The organism is Streptococcus periodonticum (assembly GCF_003963555.1).
Taxonomy (GTDB): domain Bacteria; phylum Bacillota; class Bacilli; order Lactobacillales; family Streptococcaceae; genus Streptococcus; species Streptococcus anginosus.
This window is the reverse complement of record NZ_CP034543.1, coordinates 127,501-149,073: the sequence shown is the minus strand read 5'-3', so window position 1 is coordinate 149,073 and position 21,573 is coordinate 127,501. Positions and strand designations below refer to the sequence as shown.

At 38.3% G+C, this 21,573-nt stretch carries 20 protein-coding genes (1 of these 20 only partly in view); 17 read left to right on the top strand and 3 right to left on the bottom strand.

The window, feature by feature from the left end; genetic code table 11:
* Positions 1-37 precede the first annotated feature (37 nt).
* Positions 38-769, bottom strand: a complete 732-nt coding sequence (locus EHW89_RS00825; RefSeq protein ID WP_117645256.1) for a MerR family transcriptional regulator — start codon at positions 767-769, stop codon at positions 38-40.
* 605 nt (positions 770-1,374) lie between these two features.
* Between EHW89_RS00825 and EHW89_RS00820 the strand changes: the two genes are divergently transcribed.
* A complete protein-coding gene (locus EHW89_RS00820) occupies positions 1,375-2,049 on the top strand; it encodes a hypothetical protein (RefSeq protein ID WP_003032109.1) in 675 nt (224 codons plus the stop codon).
* Positions 2,050-2,061: 12 nt separating this feature from the next.
* On the top strand, positions 2,062-2,784 hold the full coding sequence (locus tag EHW89_RS00815) for a hypothetical protein (protein WP_059221270.1): 723 nt from the start codon (positions 2,062-2,064) through the stop codon (positions 2,782-2,784).
* A 382-nt stretch (positions 2,785-3,166) separates the two neighbouring features.
* Here EHW89_RS00815 and EHW89_RS00810 read toward each other — a convergent pair whose 3' ends face one another.
* Together EHW89_RS00810 and EHW89_RS00805 are read right to left on the bottom strand one after the other, a co-directional pair.
* Complete coding sequence (locus EHW89_RS00810) at positions 3,167-8,977, bottom strand: SspB-related isopeptide-forming adhesin (protein WP_126466413.1); 5,811 nt, start codon at positions 8,975-8,977, stop codon at positions 3,167-3,169.
* A gap of 25 nt (positions 8,978-9,002) precedes the next feature.
* The gene (locus EHW89_RS00805; protein WP_126466412.1) at positions 9,003-10,400 is read right to left on the bottom strand and encodes a MucBP domain-containing protein; all 1,398 of its coding nucleotides are present in this window, start codon (positions 10,398-10,400) and stop codon (positions 9,003-9,005) included.
* Between the two features lie 515 nt (positions 10,401-10,915).
* Here EHW89_RS00805 and EHW89_RS00800 point away from each other — a divergent pair.
* The 15 genes from EHW89_RS00800 to EHW89_RS00730 form a co-directional block, all read left to right on the top strand.
* Complete coding sequence (locus tag EHW89_RS00800) at positions 10,916-11,182, top strand: type II toxin-antitoxin system Phd/YefM family antitoxin (protein WP_126466411.1); 267 nt, start codon at positions 10,916-10,918, stop codon at positions 11,180-11,182.
* A complete protein-coding gene (locus EHW89_RS00795) occupies positions 11,175-11,429 on the top strand; it encodes a Txe/YoeB family addiction module toxin (protein WP_003034719.1) in 255 nt (84 codons plus the stop codon). The genes EHW89_RS00800 and EHW89_RS00795 overlap by 8 nt, the downstream gene beginning before the upstream one ends.
* A gap of 114 nt (positions 11,430-11,543) precedes the next feature.
* Complete coding sequence (locus EHW89_RS00790; RefSeq protein ID WP_405194481.1) at positions 11,544-12,716, top strand: replication initiation factor domain-containing protein; 1,173 nt, start codon at positions 11,544-11,546, stop codon at positions 12,714-12,716.
* Positions 12,694-13,080, top strand: coding sequence for a hypothetical protein (locus EHW89_RS00785; RefSeq protein ID WP_126468021.1), 387 nt, complete (start codon positions 12,694-12,696; stop codon positions 13,078-13,080). Before EHW89_RS00790 ends, EHW89_RS00785 begins: the two co-directional genes overlap by 23 nt.
* A 20-nt stretch (positions 13,081-13,100) precedes the next feature.
* A complete protein-coding gene (locus EHW89_RS00780) occupies positions 13,101-13,337 on the top strand; it encodes a hypothetical protein (RefSeq protein ID WP_000456039.1) in 237 nt (78 codons plus the stop codon).
* Positions 13,334-13,888, top strand: coding sequence for a hypothetical protein (locus EHW89_RS00775; RefSeq protein ID WP_049533170.1), 555 nt, complete (start codon positions 13,334-13,336; stop codon positions 13,886-13,888). The genes EHW89_RS00780 and EHW89_RS00775 overlap by 4 nt, the downstream gene beginning before the upstream one ends.
* A gap of 9 nt (positions 13,889-13,897) precedes the next feature.
* A complete protein-coding gene (locus EHW89_RS00770) occupies positions 13,898-14,890 on the top strand; it encodes a conjugal transfer protein (RefSeq protein WP_126466409.1) in 993 nt (330 codons plus the stop codon).
* 16 nt (positions 14,891-14,906) lie between these two features.
* Positions 14,907-15,134, top strand: a complete 228-nt coding sequence (locus EHW89_RS00765) for a hypothetical protein (RefSeq protein ID WP_126466408.1) — start codon at positions 14,907-14,909, stop codon at positions 15,132-15,134.
* 1 nt (position 15,135) lies between these two features.
* A complete protein-coding gene (locus EHW89_RS00760; protein ID WP_126466407.1) occupies positions 15,136-15,552 on the top strand; it encodes a conjugal transfer protein in 417 nt (138 codons plus the stop codon).
* 10 nt (positions 15,553-15,562) lie between these two features.
* Positions 15,563-18,082, top strand: coding sequence for an ATP-binding protein (locus tag EHW89_RS00755; RefSeq protein WP_126466406.1), 2,520 nt, complete (start codon positions 15,563-15,565; stop codon positions 18,080-18,082).
* Positions 18,083-18,094: 12 nt separating this feature from the next.
* The gene (locus tag EHW89_RS00750) at positions 18,095-20,026 is read left to right on the top strand and encodes a conjugal transfer protein (RefSeq protein ID WP_126466405.1); all 1,932 of its coding nucleotides are present in this window, start codon (positions 18,095-18,097) and stop codon (positions 20,024-20,026) included.
* Positions 20,023-20,250, top strand: a complete 228-nt coding sequence (locus EHW89_RS00745) for a hypothetical protein (protein WP_126466404.1) — start codon at positions 20,023-20,025, stop codon at positions 20,248-20,250. Before EHW89_RS00750 ends, EHW89_RS00745 begins: the two co-directional genes overlap by 4 nt.
* Positions 20,251-20,258: 8 nt before the next feature.
* Positions 20,259-21,314: a phage tail tip lysozyme gene (locus tag EHW89_RS00740; protein WP_126466403.1), complete on the top strand. Its 1,056-nt coding sequence runs from the start codon at positions 20,259-20,261 to the stop codon at positions 21,312-21,314.
* 30 nt (positions 21,315-21,344) lie between these two features.
* A complete protein-coding gene (locus EHW89_RS00735) occupies positions 21,345-21,530 on the top strand; it encodes a DUF3173 domain-containing protein (RefSeq protein ID WP_003034604.1) in 186 nt (61 codons plus the stop codon).
* Positions 21,531-21,542: 12 nt separating this feature from the next.
* A protein-coding gene (locus EHW89_RS00730) for a tyrosine-type recombinase/integrase (RefSeq protein ID WP_126466402.1) crosses the window boundary here: on the top strand, positions 21,543-21,573 show its start. The gene runs 1,124 nt beyond the window's last position; only the first 31 of its 1,155 coding nucleotides appear in the window; it begins with the start codon at positions 21,543-21,545; its stop codon lies beyond the right edge, outside the window.

The following is a 21,573-nucleotide window of genomic DNA, read 5'->3' as shown; positions in this document are numbered from 1 at the left end:
ACCATGCAGAATACTAGCATTTGCCCTATTTTTTATTTTACTTGTGAACGTATGCTTGGATAACATCTGCTGCATATTGGGCTGTTCCAACTCCAAATTGGTCAATATTTTTCTTAAATTCTGGATTTGCCACATAGCCTTTTCCGATAAAAGCGAAAACTTCCAGCGAGCAATCAAAGGCATAGGTTCGGATAGCCTGTAAAAGATTGGCTGCCTGCACTTGATTTTCTACTGCATCCACCTTCAAACCTTGTTGCAGATTTTTTGCTAAATTTCGGAATACTTGATTAAAGGCTTCTGTTGCATGCTCCTCCTGACCTGCTTGCCTACTTGCCGCCTCATCCATAACGGCTTGTCCATATTTTTCTACAGCTTGATGATAATAATTTGCATGCTCATCGTAGGTAAATCCAACAAATTTTTCTTGTGTCGTCATTTTTCTTTCTCCTTTTTGAGCTTGAATTGTCTTTTGTAAGGTGGAAATCAAGGTATCCAAACGCTCCCTTTCCTGCTGCAAAAACTGCAGTTGCTTGTTCAAGTGAGGCAATAGTTCCTGCTCTTCCTGACTTAGCAGCTCTGCTATTTTCTTTAAAGAAAATCCAAGATATTTGTAAAATAAAATAATTTGCAGACGCTCTAAATCTGCTTCACTATAAAGGCGATACCCGTTTTCAGACTTTTGCGGCACAAGCAAGCCTATCTTATCATAGTGATGCAGGGTTTTGACAGAAACACCTGAAAGCTGCGCAGCTTCTTTGATTTGATACATCATTTCCTCCTTACAAATCTCATTATAAACCCTCCACTTAGGTCAAAGTCAACACTTTTTTGAAAATATTTTATCCAAAAATAGAGTTATCACAAAGTACGACCTGGCTTTATACAAAAAATCGCTAACGTTGCTTGCAAAACAAATCTAAACACCATGCGCTTTTCAAGTACGAAAGAGCACTTTTGACGAAAACTTTGTTTTCTTTATCCACCACCTCAACAGTCTAAAGGACTCTGTTGAGCACCCTTGCGGGGAGTGAGACTACCAGCTCCCATTATGCCTGGGAAACTCTAAGTGGATTAAAGGCAACAGAGATTTTCCAAACTACCACACTTTGTAATGATAACTACATAAACAAAAGCAGCTAAAAGCTCTTTTGTTCCAGCTGCTTCTATTAGATCTTCTTTCACTTGTTACAACTGCATCTCAAAACGGAAGAAAACATAGAAATAATAAGGATTTTCGCTTGTAGAATATATGAATTTTATTGTATTATTTGTGAAATTTTGGTAATATATATAATAATAATACAGAAGTACTTGTATGAGGAAAGTTAGTGTCTGGCTATCCTTAAAAATAAACAAAGAATAGAAAGGATTAAAATGTCAAAAAAGAAAAAAGACACACCGTTAGTCTTTCTAGTCTTGCTGAAGTGGTTAGCTGAACTGATTTATTTCGTAGGAATTGTGTTCGTTGCCGGTACAGCTCTCCTACTCTTAACATATAATATTCTCAATATACCGCTAGACTATATCCACATTGCAGCTTTAATTGCTTCTTTCATCTACATATTGGCTGGATTTTTAGTGGCAAATAGTTCCGAAGACATCGTAATCGCCAGCAATTATTTTAAAATCCTATCCGCGCTTGGTTACTTAGCAGTCATTAGCTACTTTGACAATCAACTATTTGATTATTTAAAAAATCCAGTCGTTGATATCTGCTTAGCCATACCATTTTTGATTGCCATTATTTATAAAAAATTTTATAGAAAAATGATTTACCGTGCTGTCTTTAAAAAACATCACTCTGTCTCTTTTTACAGTGAGTATTCAAGTATTGAAGAGATAAAAGACTCGATGTTAGAAGCTGTCCGTGAAGCAGTCAAGGACGGTCACAAAGAAAATGTAGAAGTTGTCGGAAAAAATTTTAGGCAAGATGCAAAAGGAAATATCATCGGTATTTTCAAAATTTCACTAGCTCGTAAATTATTTAAAATCACTCAGCCAAAACTAATGCTGATTACCTTAAACTTTAATATCAATAATAATGAATAGGAGTCTACAATCATGTCAGAAATAGATAAACCCGTTTTAACACTAGAGCAAGATCGCTTCTTAAAAAACAAATCATTTGATACTTATAAAAAGAAACTTGAAGTGCTATCAAGAGCTTATAGCGCTAATGCCATGAAAACGATCAATGGCTTCTCATTAGATTCAGAAGAACAATACAAAGCACTGTTTGAAGCTGTATTTTCAGGTGTTTGGGACGTTGATACCGGCATGCGTTATGTCAATGTCACAGAAATTATTGGCGTCTCTAGTTTCTTAGCTGGACAAAAAGACGAAAACGGTTATTATGTACGCAATGCTGATGGGGAAATTGTCTGGGATGTTGTAGATATTGATGAAGCTGAACTCTTCACAGACGAGCAAATCGCAACTATTGTTCCAAAAGAATATCGTGGGAAATCATTTGTTCTTCGTGAGTTAGATGCACGCAAAGAATGGGGAGAAAAGCAACCTTCAGAAGACATTTCTGAAGAGGTACAGCCCGTTGTTGAAGAGGCAGTCGTTGATGTAAAGACAGAACCAGAACCTGAGCCCGCACCAATTGTCCAACCAGCACCTACCGCTGAAACGAAGGTTAAACAACAAAAACCTATCGTAAAACCAGACCCAGTAGTAAAGCCACGTCCCATGACAAAATCTGAAAGACAACAACAAAAAAAAGATTACACAAAAGAATCCATTAAAATTATCAATGCAACCATTGACAGCCTTGGATAGTAACAATTTTCAATAATATTAAAGAGGTTGGGACAAAGAGATTTCAATTTTTAAAAATCTTAATTATTAAGCCCTTCAAATCTATAATTAAATGCGAAAAGCGAACAAAGCAGAATTCTGATTACCAGAAAACTAGTTTTATTCGCTTTTTATATTTGAGGTCGGACTTTTGTCCCAGCCTCTTTTGTCCTCTTTTCAATCTGAAAAGGATTGACTTAAATTTTAAAATAGAAGCAGAACGAAGCGCTTTTGACTTATTTATCATATATCCAAATACACAATCAACAACGACATTATATTATAACAAAGAGGTTGAGACTCGGTCTCAACCTCTTTTTGTCACTATTGCCTAGCAAGAGTTAGGATAATCATCGTTAGGGACTTATTCTTCCTCTTTACGTTTCTTGAAGCCAAGCATTGACAATGCTGTAGCAGCAAACGCTAATCCTACCAATGCTGCACCATCATTTGTAGATTCACCTGTTGAAGGCAAGGTTACTTGTGGAGTTACAGGTTGTTTTGGAGTAGTTGGCACTACTGGAGTAGGTGTTGGTGTAGGAGGTGTTTGCGGTTTTTCAGGTGTCTTAGGAGTTTCTGGCGGTGTTTGTGGTTTGTCAGGAGTCTTAGGCTTGTCTGGCGTTACCACTGTTACCGTATTAGAATTTCTTTCAACACCATTGATGATTTCAGTAAAGGTATTCTTCACAGTACCATAGTCAAGTTGTTTCACTTGCATGTAACCTGTAGCTTGGAATTCACTATTATCTGAAATACTGTTCAAGAAGGCGCTAGAGAATGAGTACACAACCGTTCTTGTCTTGTGATCAACAGTTTGGTTGACAAACTTCGTCAAATCTGTACCCTTAGCAATCTTTTGACCATTCTTAAGAAGAATATCTGTCTTCGCAAACCATTTGTGAACACCATTGTATTCTACTAATGAAGAGTATTTATCTCTTACTTCCATCTTTTCAATAGCTTGTCCACGATTTGCTGGTAAATAAGAAGTTTCTAATTCAAAGTTGTAGACTTGTCCAACCTTAACAGTCTTATTATTCAATGAATTCTGGTCTTTTTGACCATCTTCAACAGTCGCTACAACATCTTTCTTCGGATTGATCTTCGGAATGTTATTCGTTACTAGATTTGTTTCATGGATACCAGTAAAGTCAATTTGATAAGCTCGGTTATCATACTTGCTAGCTTCCTTGATTTCCTTCTTAACAGTTGTTGGGAAGACAAGTTTCAGATTGATACCCTTCAAAACATAGTTGTTTGTGTAAGCTACTGGATCATCTGCTGTGGTTACGGCAAACTCACCATCAATCTTCAAGCCCTTAGCCTTGATGTAATCTTGAACCTTTTGTGGAGCTTCTGCAACAGACTTGTAAATCTTCGTTGTGAAGCCACTTTGAACTTTACCGTCTTCTGTTGTTACACGAACACCAGCCAAGTTAGGAGTGACATACTTACCAGAGTATTTTTCAACAACCATCAAGCCTGCTTGCTTATCTTTATCCGTTAAGCCTGTCATACCCTTGTATTGGTCATTGTCAATATCAATCGTATAAACTTCAGTTGAACCTGCCAACATAGTCTTACCATTGACATCTTCACCCTTAGCATTAGTTCCCTTCTTCTTAGGCTCTGCTTTCACTTCCTTGTAGACATAAGTAACTTCGGTTACACCTTTGGTAACTTTACCTTTTTCATTACCTTTTGTCTTTTCAGGAACGAGGTTGTACACTTTATCACCAGACTTGATTGCTGTCGTCTTGTGGTCTGTTGTATCGTAGTTTTCACCAACTTTAGCATGAGAAGTGTCCGTTACATCTTCTTTGATCTTCTTGCCAGATTCGTCTTCATAGTGAACCACAACATCACCATAATCTTGAGGTGAGTCTACTGTTACCGTATTAGAATCACGTTCAACATTGTTAATAATTTCAGTAAAGGTGTTCTTCACTGTACCATTGCCTAATTGTTTCACTTGCATGTAACCTGTAGCTTGGAATTCACTATTATCTGAAATCTTGCTCAAGAAATCTTTAGAGAATGAATACAGAACTGTTCTTGCCTTATGGTCAATTGTTTGGTTGACGTATTGTGTCAAATCTGTACCTTTGGCAAGTTTTTGACCATTCTTAAGAAGAATATCTGTCTTCGCATACCATTTGTGAACACCATTGTATTCTACTAATGAAGAGTATTTATCTCTTACTTCCATCTTTTCAATAGCTTGTCCACGATTTGCTGGTAAATAAGAAGTTTCTAATTCAAAGTTGTAGACTTGTCCAACCTTAACAGTCTTATTATTCAATGAATTCTGGTCTTTTTGACCATCTTCAACAGTCGCTACAACATCTTTCTTCGGATTGATCTTCGGAATGTTATTCGTTACTAGATTTGTTTCATGGATACCAGTAAAGTCAATTTGATAAGCTCGGTTATCATACTTGCTAGCTTCCTTGATTTCCTTCTTAACAGTTGTTGGGAAGACAAGTTTCAGATTGATACCCTTCAAAACATAGTTGTTTGTGTAAGCTACTGGATCATCTGCTGTGGTTACGGCAAACTCACCATCAATCTTCAAGCCCTTAGCCTTGATGTAATCTTGAACCTTTTGTGGAGCTTCTGCAACAGACTTGTAAATCTTCGTTGTGAAGCCACTTTGAACTTTACCGTCTTCTGTTGTTACACGAACACCAGCCAAGTTAGGAGTGACATACTTACCAGAGTATTTTTCAACAACCATCAAGCCTGCTTGCTTATCTTTATCCGTTAAGCCTGTCATACCCTTGTATTGGTCATTGTCAATATCAATCGTATAAACTTCAGTTGAACCTGCCAACATAGTCTTACCATTGACATCTTCACCCTTAGCATTAGTTCCCTTCTTCTTAGGCTCTGCTTTCACTTCCTTGTAGACATAAGTAACTTCGGTTACACCTTTGGTAACTTTACCTTTTTCATTACCTTTTGTCTTTTCAGGAACGAGGTTGTACACTTTATCACCAGACTTGATTGCTGTCGTCTTGTGGTCTGTTGTATCGTAGTTTTCACCAACTTTAGCATGAGAAGTGTCCGTTACATCTTCTTTGATCTTCTTGCCAGATTCGTCTTCATAGTGAACCACAACATCACCGAATACTTGCTTGTAGATATAAGTAACATCTGTATTTCCTTCAACGACTCTACCTTGTTCGATACCTTGAGTCTTTTCAGGAACAATTTCATAAGTGCGACCATCTTTTGTAGTGATTGTCTTATGAGCGTGATCACGAGTATCATAAACAGTATTGATTGGAGCACCAGTTGTATCTTTTTCAGGTTCTTTGATAACTTTGCCATCTTCATCTTTATAATGAACGGTTACATCACCAACCACTTCATCATAAACATAGACAACACGAGTAGTGCCTTTGACAATCTTACCGCTTTCTTGACCTTGAGTTGCTTTTGGATCAATGCGATAAACCTTACCATCGACTGTAGTAATTCTAGTTGGTTTGTGATCTGTTGTATCGTAGTTCGTACCAACTTTGCTATCTGGTGTATCAACAACACGTGGTGCGATAGTATTGCCCTTCTTATCTTGGTAATCGACAACTACGTTACCATACTCTTCTGGTGCATCTGGAACAAGGTCATAGTAGTAGGTAATATTGGTATTGCCTTCGACAACTTTACCTTTTTCTGCACCTTGAGTAGCTTTTGGATCAAGACGATATTTCTTACCGTCAACTGTCGTGATTGTTTCTTTCCGTTGATCGGTTGTATCGTAGTCTGTTCCCACTTCTGAACGTGGTGTATCCGTTACTTTTGGTGAAATTGTAGCGCCACTTTTATTCTTGTATTCAACGGTAACATCACCATATTTCTTCTCTGGTGTTGGAACATCTGGTACAAGGTCATAGTAGTAGGTAATATTGGTATTGCCTTCGACAACTTTACCTGTTTCTGCACCTTGAGTGGCTTTCAAATCTAGTTTGTACTTCTTACCGTCAACTGTTGTGATTGTTTCTTTCCGTTGATCGGTTGTATCGTAGTCTGTTCCCACTTCTGAACGTGGCGTATCCGTCACCTTAGGTGAAATTGTCATACCGTCTTTATTTTTGTATTCAACGGTAACATCACCATATTTCTTTTCTGGTGTTGGAGTAGTTTGATATTTCAGAGTATTATAATGATAAGTTGCAGTACGAGTAGCTGGTTTTTCTGGGGCAGTAGGAGGCGTCGGTGCAACTGGTTCCGTTGGCGCAACTGGTTCTGTTGGTGCAACTGGTTCTGTTGGTGCTTTTGGTGCTTTTGGTTCTGTTGGTGCTTTTGGTTCTGTTGGTGCAACTGGTTTTTGTGGGACACCTATAGCTTTAATATCTGAGTTGAATGCAAACCAAACATTACCACTCTTATAAGAAACCATATTAAAGCTAATTTCTGGCTGAGTTACTTCCCCAACAATAGCCCCATACCATTTCTTATCACTTTCAGCAGTATCCCATTCTAAAGTATCCCAACGAGAACCTAATGATTTTTCTGCATTTGAAGAATTGGCATAAGCTGAATTGTTAGCTTGAATTTTAATGGAAGAGTTTGTAATCGGAATTAGCTTCCCGTTAAAGTAACGAACACTTTCGATTGCATCTTTATAAACAGCTCCGCTACCATTTCCACGATTTAGAGATGAGAAACTAACTAAGCTTCCTGTAGGGTCAATTAACTTACCATCTTCCCCATAAAATTTTACTTTTACATTAATATTGGTAGCGGTAAAGAAGTCATTATACCAAGCTGTCACAGTTGGATCATCTGAGGCAAACATGGTCATTTTAGTTCCATCACCAAAATCTGTAGACTTCAAGGTATAAGTATAGACAACTTTTGAAATCTTTTTACCATTAAAGCTAGAGTTTTCTAAACCAGTATAGGTAACATCTACTGGTTTGTTTTTTTCTAAAACAAGTCTTGCATAGCCATTATTTGAATTAATTTGATTAAAGTAAGAGTAAGCTGTTGATTTTGTCTTATCTGGACTTTTTGGATCAATTCCCCATGATTTAACTAGCTTATCTAATTCTGCTTTAGTGTACTGATGTACTGATGAATCTATCGAACGGAGAGCATTTGGCTCACTCTTAAAAATTAAAGATTGTGATTTAGGTTCTGAAAGATAACCATCTTGATGTTTTCTAGCTTCAGCCTCAATTAAAGCTTTTGTATATGCTTCCAAATCGCGTTTATACTGTTCGCTAGCTTCTTTATATTTAGCTAAATCAGTTTCATATTGAGCTTTAGCTGCATCATAAGTAGCTTTATCAATATCATACTTAGCTTTAGCTTTATCATACGCCACTTTATCTAAGTCATATTGAGCTTTAGCTGCATCATACTGAGCTTTAAGAACTTGATATTGTCCCAAATCATGATCGTACTTAGATTTCGCCGTATCATACTGAGCTTTATACACCTGATATTGAGCTAAATCACGATCATATTTCGCTTTAGCAATATCATACTTAGATTTTGCGGTATTGTATTCATTTGCTTCAGTTTTCGCAACTTCCGTTACTTTCTTTATGTCTTCAGCTTGCTTTTTATAATCTTCTTTAATTTCGGCTACTTTTTGATTCTTTTCTGCTTCTGTTGTGACCGTACCATGATCAACATCTGCTTCCTTAGTAACCTCAACTCCTGCTTTTTTAGCATCATTGACAGCTTTATCAAGCTCAGAAGAATCCACATTTACATCTGTTGTACTTGCTTGTGCTGGAGACTTAGGTGCCACTGGTGTTTCAGCCGTTGTAGTAGCAGTTGGCTTCATTGCACTTTCAGTTGTTGTAGTAGCAGTTGGCTTCGTTGCACTTTCAGTTGTTGTAGTCGCTGGCGCTGTTGTAGTGTCAGCTGTTGAAGTAGCTCCTGCTGGTGCTGTTGTTTCAGCTTTTGCAGTGGTTGCTGCTGTAGAGCTGCTAGCTGCTTCAGTTGAAGCTGCTTTTGATTGCACAGCAAGACTCGTATCAGAAGCTTCTGCTACTGGAGTGGACGTTGTTGGTTTCGTTGCCGTCACTTCATCAGCCGCTACACCTTGGTGAGCGCTAAGAATTGCAATGGTTCCAAGCGTCAAGATACCAATGGTGCCATAAACTTTGTTTTTCCGGATCGAACCATGACCCTTCGTTTTGCTATTATGAAACATAAAATTCCTCTTTTCTTTTTAATAATTACCCAATTAACCAATTATCTTTCTCAAAAGGCTTGACTTTTTTGAAGCCTAATAGAGCCAAGATAAATAAACCAATCGTTGCAAGAATCGTGGTTGCTTCCCCCGTATCCGGCAACAATGTAAACTTACCATTACTTGATTTGACAGTGACTGTTCCGTCAGGATTTGCTCTAGCACCTACTTGCGCAGCTGGTACAGATGTTTTAGAACCGTCTGCGTTTTTGATAGTGACTTCTCCTTGATCATTACCAATAATCTCAAAGCCCTTATCCGTCAAAAGCGGATCAGCTGGTGAGATGATTGATTTGATTGGATTGTCAATCGTGTCACCTTTTTTAGTAGTCACAGATGAAGCATTATCAAGACTGAATGTTTCATCCTTTTTCAAGTCCATATCTGAAATTGTTGTCTCGTCCGTACCCTTTTCAGTCAAAATTGACGGATTGACCGTATCTTTTGCATCTATTGCTTCATCAGTTGGTATTGTATCTGTCGGTGCGATCGTATCTGCTATAGAAGTATCTGGGCTAACCGATGAATCTGATGAGGGGGGAGCCGGAACACTTGGCACTTGAGCTTTATCCTGCGAAGGCACTACTTTACTAGAAGAATCCGATGTACTTGGTATATCCTTATCTGGTGGAGCGGGATCTGCCTTCGGTGGTACCACCTTATTAGAGTCTGGCGTTTCTGTAACCAGATCATAGTAATAAGTAATATTGGTATTTCCTTCAAGGACTTTTCCTTTTTCATAACCTTGAGTAGCTTGCGGATCAAGACGGTATTTCTTGCCCTCTGAACTAATAATCGTCTCTCTTCGGTAATCTGTCGTATCATAATCCGTTCCCACCTCAGAAGTCGGCGTGTCTAACTCTTTTGGTGCAATCAAAGCGCCATCTTTACTCTTGTACTCAACAGTGACATCACCATATTTCTTTTCTGGCTCCGATTGATTTGGCTTTGAAGAGTCAGAGTCTGATATTCCAGACTTATCCTTATCTGGTGTAGCCGGTGGTACAGGGTCTATCTTCGGCGGTTCTACCTTACTTGAGGAATCCGACGGTTCCGACTTGTCCTTTTCTGGAGCAGTCGGTGTTGTTGGCGTTGTCTTTGGTGCCTCTACCTTGTCTGGCACGCTTGGCTTATCCTTATCCGAAACAGCTGACGTGGACTTGTCAGGAGTTACAGGAGCAGCCAGCGTCACAGCCGTAGAGGTATTTGCATTTCCCTGCTTAGACTCTGGCGTTTCAGTAGAAGCCTTTTTATTGCTGTCAACAGTCGGTGTGACAATCGTTGTGGAGATAGAGCGCTCAACATCCCTAGCCAACACAGGATTTGCACCTAAGGCTGATAACAATACAGCCGTTGACGCTAAAAAGAACCTGCTTTTTTTCATTCTAAATATCCTCTCAATATTTTAACATATTGGATATGTTAAGGCCTAGTTTAAAAAAACTATTCACTTTTATGATAGTGATATTTTCCTCAAATGTCAAGTCGATTACAGCATTTTCACAGATTTATTTAATCTCATTACAGAAGTATTTTACATTTGTTTACGCCTTGTAAAGAAACATAGATAAGTTATAGATAAACAATAGATAATTGATAAAAGAGTAATCTAAAGCGCCAACAACTTTTAAATCTCAATTGGTCTAGACAAGCGCATCAATCAGTTATGATGCATATATACAAAAGCCCTTTCACATCAAAATCCAACTATTTTTCACTTCAATAATAATGTATAAAATGAAAATAATATCTCTGGAATCAATATTTATGCAACGGCAGTGAACTGTATTTTTTATTTTCAACTTTTTAAAACAAGAGGGTTAAAACTAGCTGCCAACACTTGTACAATTTCCTGTCAAGTGTTATAATAAGAATAGTCTTAAAGCGAGGTGATATAAAATGGAAGCTGTCGTCTATTCAAATTTTAGAAACAATTTAAAGAATTACATGAAAAAAGTCAACGATGAATATGAACCTCTAATGGTTGTCAATAAAAATCCTGATGAAAATATTGTAGTCTTATCTAAGAAAAACTGGGATAGTATCCAAGAAACCATTCGTCTAATGAATAACGAGTACCTTTCAGACAAGGTTCTATCAGGAATGGAACAAGTCAAGCAAAAGAAAGTCATTCAACGCCCATTATTAGAGGTGGAAGATGTTTAACTTTACAGAACAAGCTTGGAAAGATTATGTTTCTTGGCAACAAGAAGATAAAAAGATACTCAAACGGATCAATCGTTTAATGGAGGATATCAAACGAAATCCTTTTGAAGGGATTGGAAAGCCTGAACCCTTAAAATACCGTTATTCCGGTGCTTGGTCTCGTAGAATTACAGATGAACACCGATTAGTCTATATGGTGGAAGAAAATGAGATTTATTTCTTATCCTTTCGAGACCACTATAAATAAAAGCAGTCATTATCCATTGGCTGCTATTTTTATTGTTAAAAGGAGGGAAAGTAAATTGTGACAAATGTTGAATTAAAACGTATCAGGCTTGAGTTAGGGTTTACCCAACGTAAAATGGCAACGATGATTGGTTATAGTTACTACAACTACCGAAACATTGAACAAGGTCAACAAAAGATGACCAAGGAATTTGAACAAACACTCTTTCACTTTCTGAATCGTAAATCAGAAACCAAATTGGAAAGCACGGTGGATTGGTTAAAAATTCGCTTCAAAACGCTTGATTTTAAAGCTGTTATCACCTCTGTTCTAAAATTAAAACCAACGGATTTTTTTCACGAAGAAAAAAGCCTATACAGCTATTCAGATATGGTAACCTATGGTTCAGTTCGGGTGCTTTACTCCCATTCTGAAAAGAAGGCAGAAGCTGGAACACTGATTGACTTGACGGGAGGTGGTTGTCGTGAACTTGAATTGTTATTAAAACAACAAGGTCGGGATTGGTTTTCTTTTCTTCATGATGTTTTTCTCTTTGCGGAACAAGAACGAAAAGATAGACCTTTGGAAGACTTTTTAGCCTTCCCACGCTTTGATATTGCCCTTGATGAATTATACAAAAAGTCAGGGAATCTTGACTTATTTGATATTAAAAATCGGATTTTTGACAATAAAATCATCATGCGCAAACTCCGCACCTTTACTGCTATTGAGGGCTTGAAAAAAGTTGAAAATCGCTTTGTCAATCAAGGGTTGACCTTAAACTTTGGAAGCCGTCAATCCAGTCTCATGATTCGCTTTTATCAAAAAGATTATGAACAAGCCCTCTTAAAAGATGTTTCTGTCGACTATATCCATGAAGCCTATAATTACAAAAACCGCTATGAGATTGAACTACATGATACCAAGGCGTTTGATATTTTGAAAGAATGGTATACGCTGGAAACAGACTTGACCAAAATAGGCGCTCGGATTTTAAATAACTATTTTGAAGTGAAAGATTGGAACGGGAACTATGATAGTGAATGGGATAACCTGCTTGGCACACAAGCGGGTTTTAAATTTGTCACACGTCCTCGCCAAATTAACTATGCAAGGACAAAACATTGGGTCACAAAACAAGTTTCTAGTGCTTTGAAATTATTGAAAATCGTTGATATGGTCTATCAGACAGATGAGCTGTCAGAAATCATTTCTGAAGCTTATCTAAGTAACAATCATACAAAACTAGCAGAAGAAATTTGTGAACGAAATGGAGTTGATTTTGATGTCATTGTCGGACAGATATAAACCTATAAATGTCCCCGATAAATTCAATCGTCCTCTTCAAACAAAGACCTTCTCAGTCGGTTATGAAGAACTCTACCTATCGTTTTACGATTTTGAATTGGTTAAAGATTTGATTGATTATTGGGGTCTCTTATATTATCAACCTAAGAAAGATTCTGAATTGAAATATGCGGAACAATTTAGAAAGCAATCCTTTAAAGATGAAAATCACCGACAAAATGCGATTAAAAAGGCAACTAGACAAGAAGCTAGACAGCCTTTTTTTGAGGAATTAAAAACAAAACTATTAAACAAGATGAGTCAAAACGCTCGCTGGGTGGCAGAGATGCTCCTACAGACGGGTTATGCTCAATTGGTACTATAAAACTGAAAGGAAAAAAGGAAATGGAATATAAAGTTGAATTAAATAGTCTGGACAATTTCAGGGCTTGGTCAGGTGCACGCAATACACTAGCCACTGTCCGTGAACGGGGGGATATGGACAGACTAACCTCACTTGGTGAAGATATTTTTTCAGGAAGTATCCCCACAGAAACAGAAATCAATGATTGGCTTTGGTTTGATTCTGATGATATTTATCGATTTCTTGGCTATCATGATTTGGTAGAAGATGACGTATGAAGCTTGTAAAGAAAATTTACGAGGGAATTTCCTGCTTTCCTGATAAAAACGAATTCTGGAATCTGTACATTGTCCTGATGAAGGAAAAAGAGTTTTTCTTAGACGCTTTTGCACGGGACACCCTTGACCTTGATTATCCCGCCCACTACCAACACGCTTATTTTACACTGGATGGTCAAGTGTTAGATTTCAATCAACACATGACGACACAACTTGTCACTCTTTTTAGACAGGTTATCTTAGAAAATCAAACAACATTTATGGAGGAACTGATAATGGCAACACAAAACACACTCGAAAAGAAAGTCAGAGCGGTCTCATTGGAGCTAGGAGAACTGATGAAAGCCCATGATGATAAAGAAGCTTGGAAAAAAGCAGGGGAATTGCACGGGCTTCTTAAAAAAGAAGAGGTGAAACAACTCCCTGAAGCACTGGTTGAAAGTCTCCATGCTGAATTGCGAGGTTACTATTATGTCAATAGTGAACTCAATAAACTTCATAAACAGCTTTACGCCAAAGGAAATAAATTGATTGAACTAGCCAATCAGTAAGGAGCACTTATGAATACAGTAAAACTTATCTATCATCACTTGAAAACTTATTTGGGAAATTTCACCAAACGTCCTAAAAAGAAAGGAAAACCCACATTAACCCTTGCCAACAAAAAAACAGTCAATCTTGCTGTTCTGTCAGGATTGGCTTTTATTTTGCTTGTGGGGCTACTAGGAGGTATTCGTGCCATGACAATGTCTAGTAAAGTCACCAATCTTGAAAAACTGATAACTTCTAAGCAAGCTACTTCTTCTACTTCTTCTGCTCCTCAAACAATAGATAATCGCCTGCAATATTATCTGAATGATTTTGTAGAGTGTTATTTCACCATTCCTGCGGATTCAGACGGTCAAACCAAACAAGCTAAGCAATTAAAGAGCTTCTACGGTTCAGAGCCTGATATTCAAGCACAAGGTCAAGTCAAAAATCCTAGCCAATTGAGCTGGTCACGTTTGCTAACCGTTACAGATAATGTGGCAACGTATGAGGTGCATTACAAACAAATGGTAAAAAATGGGGATAAGACAGAAGAAAAAGAATTGGTGACGGGGTTTAATATTCCTTATGCTAAAACAAAAACAGGCTACTATGTTACGGGCTTACCTTGGTTTTCAAGTTTATCGACCAATCAGGCAGATAAGAAAAGTACCGATACAGAAGTCAAACTCAATCAGTCAGATAGGATTTCAGAGAAAGCAAAGAAGAAACTAGGTAAGTTTCTCAATGTTTTCTTCACTAACTATACTACTGACCAAGACAACTTGGACTTAGTGGCTCACAATATAACGGTTGTAAAAAATGCTACTTTTAAAACCTTAGATTTTAGTTACTACAAAGCAACCGATAAAGCAGTTATGGCCTATGTTCAAGTAACGTTTGAAGTTGCAGGCTCGACACATGCTGAAAACTTCACCTTGACCTTATCAGAAAAAGGGAAGTCCTATTATGTGGAGAAAGTCAGCCATACCATTCCTGCTAATTACGCAAATACAAAAGAATAAAAGGAGAGTTTAATCAATGAGTTCATCTAATTTACAAACATGCTTACAAGGAGACGGTTTCTGGTTCATTACCTTTGGAGCGATTATCCTTATCATTTTAGCTTGGAGAAACAGCTCTTGGGGGCGTCTGTTTTCAACCCTTATTTTCTATACTGTTATTGCATCTTTAACAGGAGGTGGAAAACAGTTGCTCCATGTCCTTGGCTGGTTCCTCCGTCTCTTTGGAATTGAAACGGGGTTGTGATATGGAAGAAGAACGATTGTATGATTACGCTAGAGGGATAAACGCTCCCTACTGGATTCAAGAAGTTAAAACACAAAAAGGAAAACGCATTTGGTATTTTGCAACACCCATGCAACTTTCCTTTTTTGTGGTCTTTGCCCTCATCTTGATTTTAATGTTAACAGTATTTAGCTCACTTCTTCTTCCCTTGAACAAATTAACGCATTCCATTTCGTTTTATCTTTATTGGTATATCCCTTATAAACTCGCCAAATTTTATACAGAATATGAACCACAAGGAAAGAAAATGCACGTTTTCTTATGGGATTATATCTGCTATCTTATAGATTTTCGCCTCAATCATAAAGCGATTTATCATGAAGATAGAATTAAAATGATGGATGAAGAAGAAATAGTCTTTGAAAAAACAGATTTATAAAGGAGGTCTAATGGTTCTAAAACTAGTCTATCCGATTCTTAAAACACAGGATAATATAGCTTTAACAACAGATAAAACGGTGATGAGTTTTTATCGTATTCCCAATACTCCCATCACCATTACCGATAAAGCCAAGAAACAAAAACACAAGCTGACTACTGCTCAACTAATAAAAAAACTAGTTAAAAACAAGTCCTTTGAAGTCTCCTTGATTCCAAAGGACTATTTGCTAGAAGAAAAGATGAAAGACTTTTCTCATGCCTTGTCTTCCGATAGCCAAGCATTGGGGGAAGAACTGTTGCAGTATTCGACAGATAAACTGACACAAGAAATGGAAATTCCCTATCAGTTTGACTGGTTGATTGGCGTCAATCTTTTAAAAGATGACCAAAACACCACCGTTCAGGATATGGCGGTTGAGCGCTTCTCTGAAGTCTCTGAAATGATTGCCAATAGCGTGGGCTTTCAATATGAGATTCCTGAAGATTGGGCGCAAGACTATCTGGTGAGTGAAGCGACCGTCTATCAACCCCTTTCTGCTCTTCGGGCACAACGCTTAACCAATGAAGAGCTCTTTTACTATCAACGCATGCAATACTTGCGCTATATCCCTCATCTAAAGCAAGAAGTCACCGCCAATCGGGCGCTCTTTAATGTGACAGATACGGTCTTACGACCCATGGCAGGGGGCTTTATGAAGTTAGACAGCCCCTATGGCTCTTCTTTTCTCACCATTCTTCCGATTGCTAAAACACCCATTATTTTTAATGGCTTTCATCTGGGGGAATTTACCCAACGCTTTAACTTCCCTGTAGAACTACGGATAAAGGCAGAATTTATCGAAAAGAACTCTTTAAAAGGGCGAATGGCACGTTCTAATATTCGTTACCGCAACATTATGAATGAAGCCGAAAGTACTGATACCGTCCAACAAGATGAAATTATTCTGGGGGCAATGTCTTTAAAAGACCTCATGAAAAAGGTAGGCGGAAAAGAAGAAGTCATTGAATACGGCGCTTACCTCATTGTTTCTGCTTCTAGCTTGTCCCAACTACGACGTCGCCGTCAGGTGGTCTTAAGTTACTTTGAGGATATGCACGTAGAAGTCAGTGAAGCAAGCCATGATACGCCTTATCTCTTTCAGTCCCTTCTCTATGGTCAACCACTTGAAAACAAGACCAGAACGTGGACACACTATGTCACTCCAAGAGGCTTTGCGGAGTTAATGCCCTTTACCAATACAGCTTCAGGAAATCATATTGGCTGGCATATCGGACGGGTGGATAATTGGACAGGACGCTGGGAAAGTATTGAAAAGGCACAAGAAGCGTCTAAAAATATGGTGCTCTTTAATGCGACCGTTGGAAATAAAGAAGGGATTGCAGGAAAACTCACCAAAAATCCACATATCCTGATTACTGGCGCAACGGGTGAAGGAAAATCCTTTTTGGCAGAACTTATCTTTCTTCTAACCTCTCTTCAAGATGTGAAATGCTTGTATGTTGACCCCAAACGCTCTATCCGGAAACACTTTGAAGCAATTGCTCATCACCCAGACTTTGAAAAGCGATTCCCGCTTCTGGCTGAACATATCAAACAGATAAACTTTGTCACTTTGGATAGTAAGGTGAAATCCAATCATGGGGCTCTTGACCCCATTGTCATGCTCGATAAAGATGACGCTGTTTCGGTTTCAAAGAATATGCTCAATTATCTAATCTTCTCCAACAAGCGAATTAAGGTCACAATGAAGCAAATGACCGCTATTTCTAGAGCGATTAACAAAGTGGTGGCTCAAAGACAAGCGGGAGAAACCGTTGGGTTAAAACACGTTCTCAAAGAGCTCACCAATAATCCAGATAGCACTATCTTTGAAGTAGGAGATTATTTGACGTCCATTGTCGAAAATTCCATTTTAGAATTGGCTTTTTCAGACGGTAATGTAGAAGGATTGTCTTACGATAAACGGGTGACCGTTTTAGAAGTAGCGGACTTATCCTTACCAGATAAAGACACTCAACAAGATGTCACCCCAGAAGATAAAGAAATCAATTCTACAGCGCTGATGTTTGCTTTGGGAGCTTTCTGTACACGTTTTGGAGAACTCAATCGTTATGAAGATACCATTGAATTCTTTGATGAAGCGTGGGTACTGATGAAGTCGGCAGAAGGACGAGCCGTTATCCAATCCATGCGCCGTGTTGGACGTTTCTTTAACAATGTCCTCTGCCTGATTACGCAATCTGTCCATGACGCTGAAGGAGATGATGATACCACAGGCTTTGGAACACTCTTTGCCTTTAGAGAAGATAATGAACTTTCCGATATTTTAGAACATGTTGGACTAACGGCTAATGAAGAAAATCTGGAATGGATAAAGAATATGATTTCAGGGCAATGTCTCTATAAAGACGTTTACGGCAATCTCAATATGATTTCCATTTATAACATTTTTGACAGTATTGACCCACTTCTAAAACCAATGAAAGCTACGGTTTCTTCCAATCTTGAAAATAAATACGCATCTTAAGGAGGTGAGCTTGTGCAAGAAGCATTTGAAAAATTAAAAGGCATGGATATTTTTTCTTTAAAATCCTACATGATGAAAACTGGCTTTGGAGATTTCAGCGGTGTTTGGGTGATGTTCAACGAAATCTTTGTCAACTTCCCCTTTTTCCTCCTTAACCTTATTGTTGGTTTCTTCTCCTTGATGATTCGGATTTTAGAAAATGTCCGTCTTTACGACACTTACAAGCAATATGTCTTTAATGGGGCTCAATCCATTTGGCGAGGCTTTACAGGAGCTCCTTCTGGTGTGGCTCAATCATCATTAGTCTTTCTGATTCTCCTTTGCCTAGCTTTTTATCTCTTTTATCAGTTCCTCATGTCTAAAGGCAATTTCTCTCAAAGATTGCTTCATGTCCTTTTAGTTCTCTTTTTAGGCTTTGGTTGGTTCGGGACAGTTGCTGGAACTTCTGGTGGATTGTATCTGCTCAATACAGTAGATAATGTCGCTAGTACTACGATTCATCACATTTCCAATGTATCCGTCTCCTACGGAAAAAATCAGTCTTTAAAAATAGGGTCTTCCGTAGCTGATTCTTATATCGCAGAAATTTCTTATAAAGCCTATCTCTTTGTCAATACGGGGCAAGAAAATGGGAAATACAAAGACCGTCAAACAGGAAAAGAAAAACCGTTTGAGGATTCAAAAGTTCTAGGAAGCTTGGATAAATCAGGCAAGTTTAAAGCAGTTTCTACCGCTGATAGGAATAAATATTTAGAAATAGGAAATGGAGCAGGTGATGATAATGAACATAACCGTTGGTTATCAGCCATTCCTGATTATATCCCTGTTAAGTTCTTCTATATCCTTTTTAAAATGGTTGAAGCGATTGTCATTGCCATTCCTATTGTCTTAATTCAGTTGCTCAATGTCCTTGCACAAGCCTTTGTCCTTATCATGATTCTTCTTTTTCCTATTGCCCTTTTGGTTTCCTTTATTCCCAAAATGCAAGATATTCTTTTTGGAGTTTTTAAGGTCATGTTTGGTGGTCTTTCTTTCCCAGCCATTACAAGCCTTTTAACCTTAGCTTTGCTTTACCTTGAAAAAATCATTGAAGGTTTAGTAAATAGTGGCTTTGATAAGGTCATTGGAGATTTTTCTTCCTTGTCTACTTTTAGCGCTCTTTTTAAACTAATCGTCTCTGTTTGTGCTAAAGGCGTGATTTATTGGTTGCTTTGGAAATACAAAGGAGAATTGATTGAATTGTTACTCGGTTCACGAGCTAAGATTACGTTTGATGAGGTAAATACCAAAGTCAAAGAAACCGTGACAAATGGACAGGAAACTGTGAAGCAGCTGCCGGCAAAAGCCACTAACGCCTTTGAAATGGTTCAAACATCCGGAAACTTTTTCCTTGCAGGAGCAGGATTTGGGGCTGGACTCTTCATGAATGCTGGTAAACAAATGAAAACTCTTTTTTCAAATCCCCATCCGACTTCAGAAAAAACGGAAAGTTCAACGCCTTCAGAAAATGACGAGGAGGAAACACCCGCTACTTCTTCCTTTGAAGAAACAGGCGCTCCCGACGAGGTAACAACACCGTTTCAAGAGCCAGATATGCCAAGGGAGACTTTTGAATCTGCTATTCAGGAAGAAGACACAAGCGTTCAACCTTTTGATACAGAACCTTCTCCGCTAATGGATACAAAGCAAAGCAGAGAACAGAAGGAGTTTGAAGAACGCCGTCAAAATCGCCTCTCTTGGAGACAAAAACATCACATCAATAAACTTGAAAAGGAATTAGAACCGTACAAAGATGATGAAGCACTATACCAAGCGCAAGGTTCAAATGCCTTTATCAAGAACTATCGTAAAACCTTGCCGAAAGACGATAAATTGAAAGCCAATATTAACCGTAAACATCAGATAATAGAGGAATTAGCACGATTGAGAGGAGGAAAGGAATGATGAATACACGCATTTATTCTAAAAGAGGTTTTGAACAGGCGGTGAACAATGCGGTTGCCCTTGCCTATGAAAGGAGAAAGCCTTCTATTGACTTTCTCCTTTTATTTTCAGTAAAAGAGACTGAGAAAGAGCAACTGTTGGCAACTATCAAAGAAAATCCTCTTATTTTGACGGCTCAATGGCGATTTGAAACGGTAATGATGACTGTCTATGTGAAAACTTAGGAGGGAAGATGAAGAAAAAACTAGTAATTGTTAGTGTTCTAAGTGCTCTGGTTTTACCCTTATTCTTAGTCGTCATTATCATGGGAGCTTTTGCGGGTAGTGCGTCTTCTAACGGACAAGCCAAGGGATTACAAACGAAACTAACCGCTAAAGAAGTAGCTCAAAAAGCCAATATTTCAGAAGAACGGGCAAGTGATGTCATTAAAATTCTGAATTATGAACTCTCACAAGAGCAATTTACTATCGCAGGAGCTTCTGGAAGTTTAGCGGTTGCAGAGCGCGAAAGTGGCTTTGACCCTAAAGCCGTCAATACAGGTGGTGGCGTAGCTGGTTATTTCCAATGGTCGGGTTGGTCTTCTACTATCAATGGCAATCGCTGGTCAAAAGCAAAGCAAAAGAAATTAGATTCTGATATTGAACTAGACCTCTTATCTACAGAGCTAAACGGCTCTTATAGCAAAGTCAAAACAGAAATGCAAAAAGCGACTGACCCTGAAAAGGCAGCCCTTTATTGGTCAGAACATTATGAAGGGGTCGCTTTATCAGACGGTCAAACAAAAGCTAGTGACCTGAAAAAGAATGCGAGAAAATGGTATAACCTCTTCAAAGATACTTTAACAGGTAATACAGCCAATACCAAAACACGAGACGGTGGAGGCGTAACTTCTGATGGAGTGCCTGTTGGATATAGCCTTACAAAGGCAATCAACACTTCTGACTATACTTCTGCGACTTATCCTTGGGGACAATGTACATGGTTTGTCTATAACCGAGCCAAAGAGGTGGGCGTTCATTTTGACCCTTATATGGGCAATGGTGGGGATTGGAAGCAGAAAGCAGGCTACCAAACCACACATACACCAACTGAACATAGCGCTCTTAGCTTCTCTCCTGGACAAGCTGGCGCAGACCCAACTTACGGGCATATTGCATTTGTAGAGCAGGTCAAACCAGACGGGTCTATTCTCATTTCAGAAGCAAACGCCAAAGGACTTGGAGTTATTTCTTATCGCACATTTGATAAAGCAACAGCTAGCCAATTTACTTATGTGATTGGGAAGTAAAAAATAGAAAAGGAAAAAGGAAAAAGAAAAATGGAAAAACAACTTATCACAAAAAATGACCTTATTAAGCAAGGTTTAAAAGAGGGGACAGCAAGAAAAGTGATTCATGAAGCTAAAATGTTACTTGTAAATCAAGGCTTTAAATTTTACAGCAATAAACGTTTAGGAGCTGTTCCTATTAGTACTGTGGAAGAAATTTTGCATGTAAAGTTTTAAGAAGGAGATTTTATGTATATTCCTCAATTCAATCCGCGAGTTA

Excerpts from the sequence above, each read along its gene's own strand:
- EHW89_RS00825 (WP_117645256.1), bottom strand. The coding sequence starts at position 769 with ATGTATCAAATCAAAGAAGCTGCGCAGCTTTCAGGTGTTTCTGTCAAA.
- EHW89_RS00820 (WP_003032109.1), top strand. The coding sequence starts at position 1,375 with ATGTCAAAAAAGAAAAAAGACACACCGTTAGTCTTTCTAGTCTTGCTG.
- EHW89_RS00815 (WP_059221270.1), top strand. The coding sequence starts at position 2,062 with ATGTCAGAAATAGATAAACCCGTTTTAACACTAGAGCAAGATCGCTTC.
- EHW89_RS00810 (WP_126466413.1), bottom strand. The coding sequence starts at position 8,977 with ATGTTTCATAATAGCAAAACGAAGGGTCATGGTTCGATCCGGAAAAAC.
- EHW89_RS00805 (WP_126466412.1), bottom strand. The coding sequence starts at position 10,400 with ATGAAAAAAAGCAGGTTCTTTTTAGCGTCAACGGCTGTATTGTTATCA.
- EHW89_RS00800 (WP_126466411.1), top strand. The coding sequence starts at position 10,916 with ATGGAAGCTGTCGTCTATTCAAATTTTAGAAACAATTTAAAGAATTAC.
- EHW89_RS00795 (WP_003034719.1), top strand. The coding sequence starts at position 11,175 with ATGTTTAACTTTACAGAACAAGCTTGGAAAGATTATGTTTCTTGGCAA.
- EHW89_RS00790 (WP_405194481.1), top strand. The coding sequence starts at position 11,544 with ATGGCAACGATGATTGGTTATAGTTACTACAACTACCGAAACATTGAA.
- EHW89_RS00785 (WP_126468021.1), top strand. The coding sequence starts at position 12,694 with ATGTCATTGTCGGACAGATATAAACCTATAAATGTCCCCGATAAATTC.
- EHW89_RS00780 (WP_000456039.1), top strand. The coding sequence starts at position 13,101 with ATGGAATATAAAGTTGAATTAAATAGTCTGGACAATTTCAGGGCTTGG.
- EHW89_RS00775 (WP_049533170.1), top strand. The coding sequence starts at position 13,334 with ATGAAGCTTGTAAAGAAAATTTACGAGGGAATTTCCTGCTTTCCTGAT.
- EHW89_RS00770 (WP_126466409.1), top strand. The coding sequence starts at position 13,898 with ATGAATACAGTAAAACTTATCTATCATCACTTGAAAACTTATTTGGGA.
- EHW89_RS00765 (WP_126466408.1), top strand. The coding sequence starts at position 14,907 with ATGAGTTCATCTAATTTACAAACATGCTTACAAGGAGACGGTTTCTGG.
- EHW89_RS00760 (WP_126466407.1), top strand. The coding sequence starts at position 15,136 with ATGGAAGAAGAACGATTGTATGATTACGCTAGAGGGATAAACGCTCCC.
- EHW89_RS00755 (WP_126466406.1), top strand. The coding sequence starts at position 15,563 with ATGGTTCTAAAACTAGTCTATCCGATTCTTAAAACACAGGATAATATA.
- EHW89_RS00745 (WP_126466404.1), top strand. The coding sequence starts at position 20,023 with ATGATGAATACACGCATTTATTCTAAAAGAGGTTTTGAACAGGCGGTG.
- EHW89_RS00740 (WP_126466403.1), top strand. The coding sequence starts at position 20,259 with ATGAAGAAAAAACTAGTAATTGTTAGTGTTCTAAGTGCTCTGGTTTTA.
- EHW89_RS00735 (WP_003034604.1), top strand. The coding sequence starts at position 21,345 with ATGGAAAAACAACTTATCACAAAAAATGACCTTATTAAGCAAGGTTTA.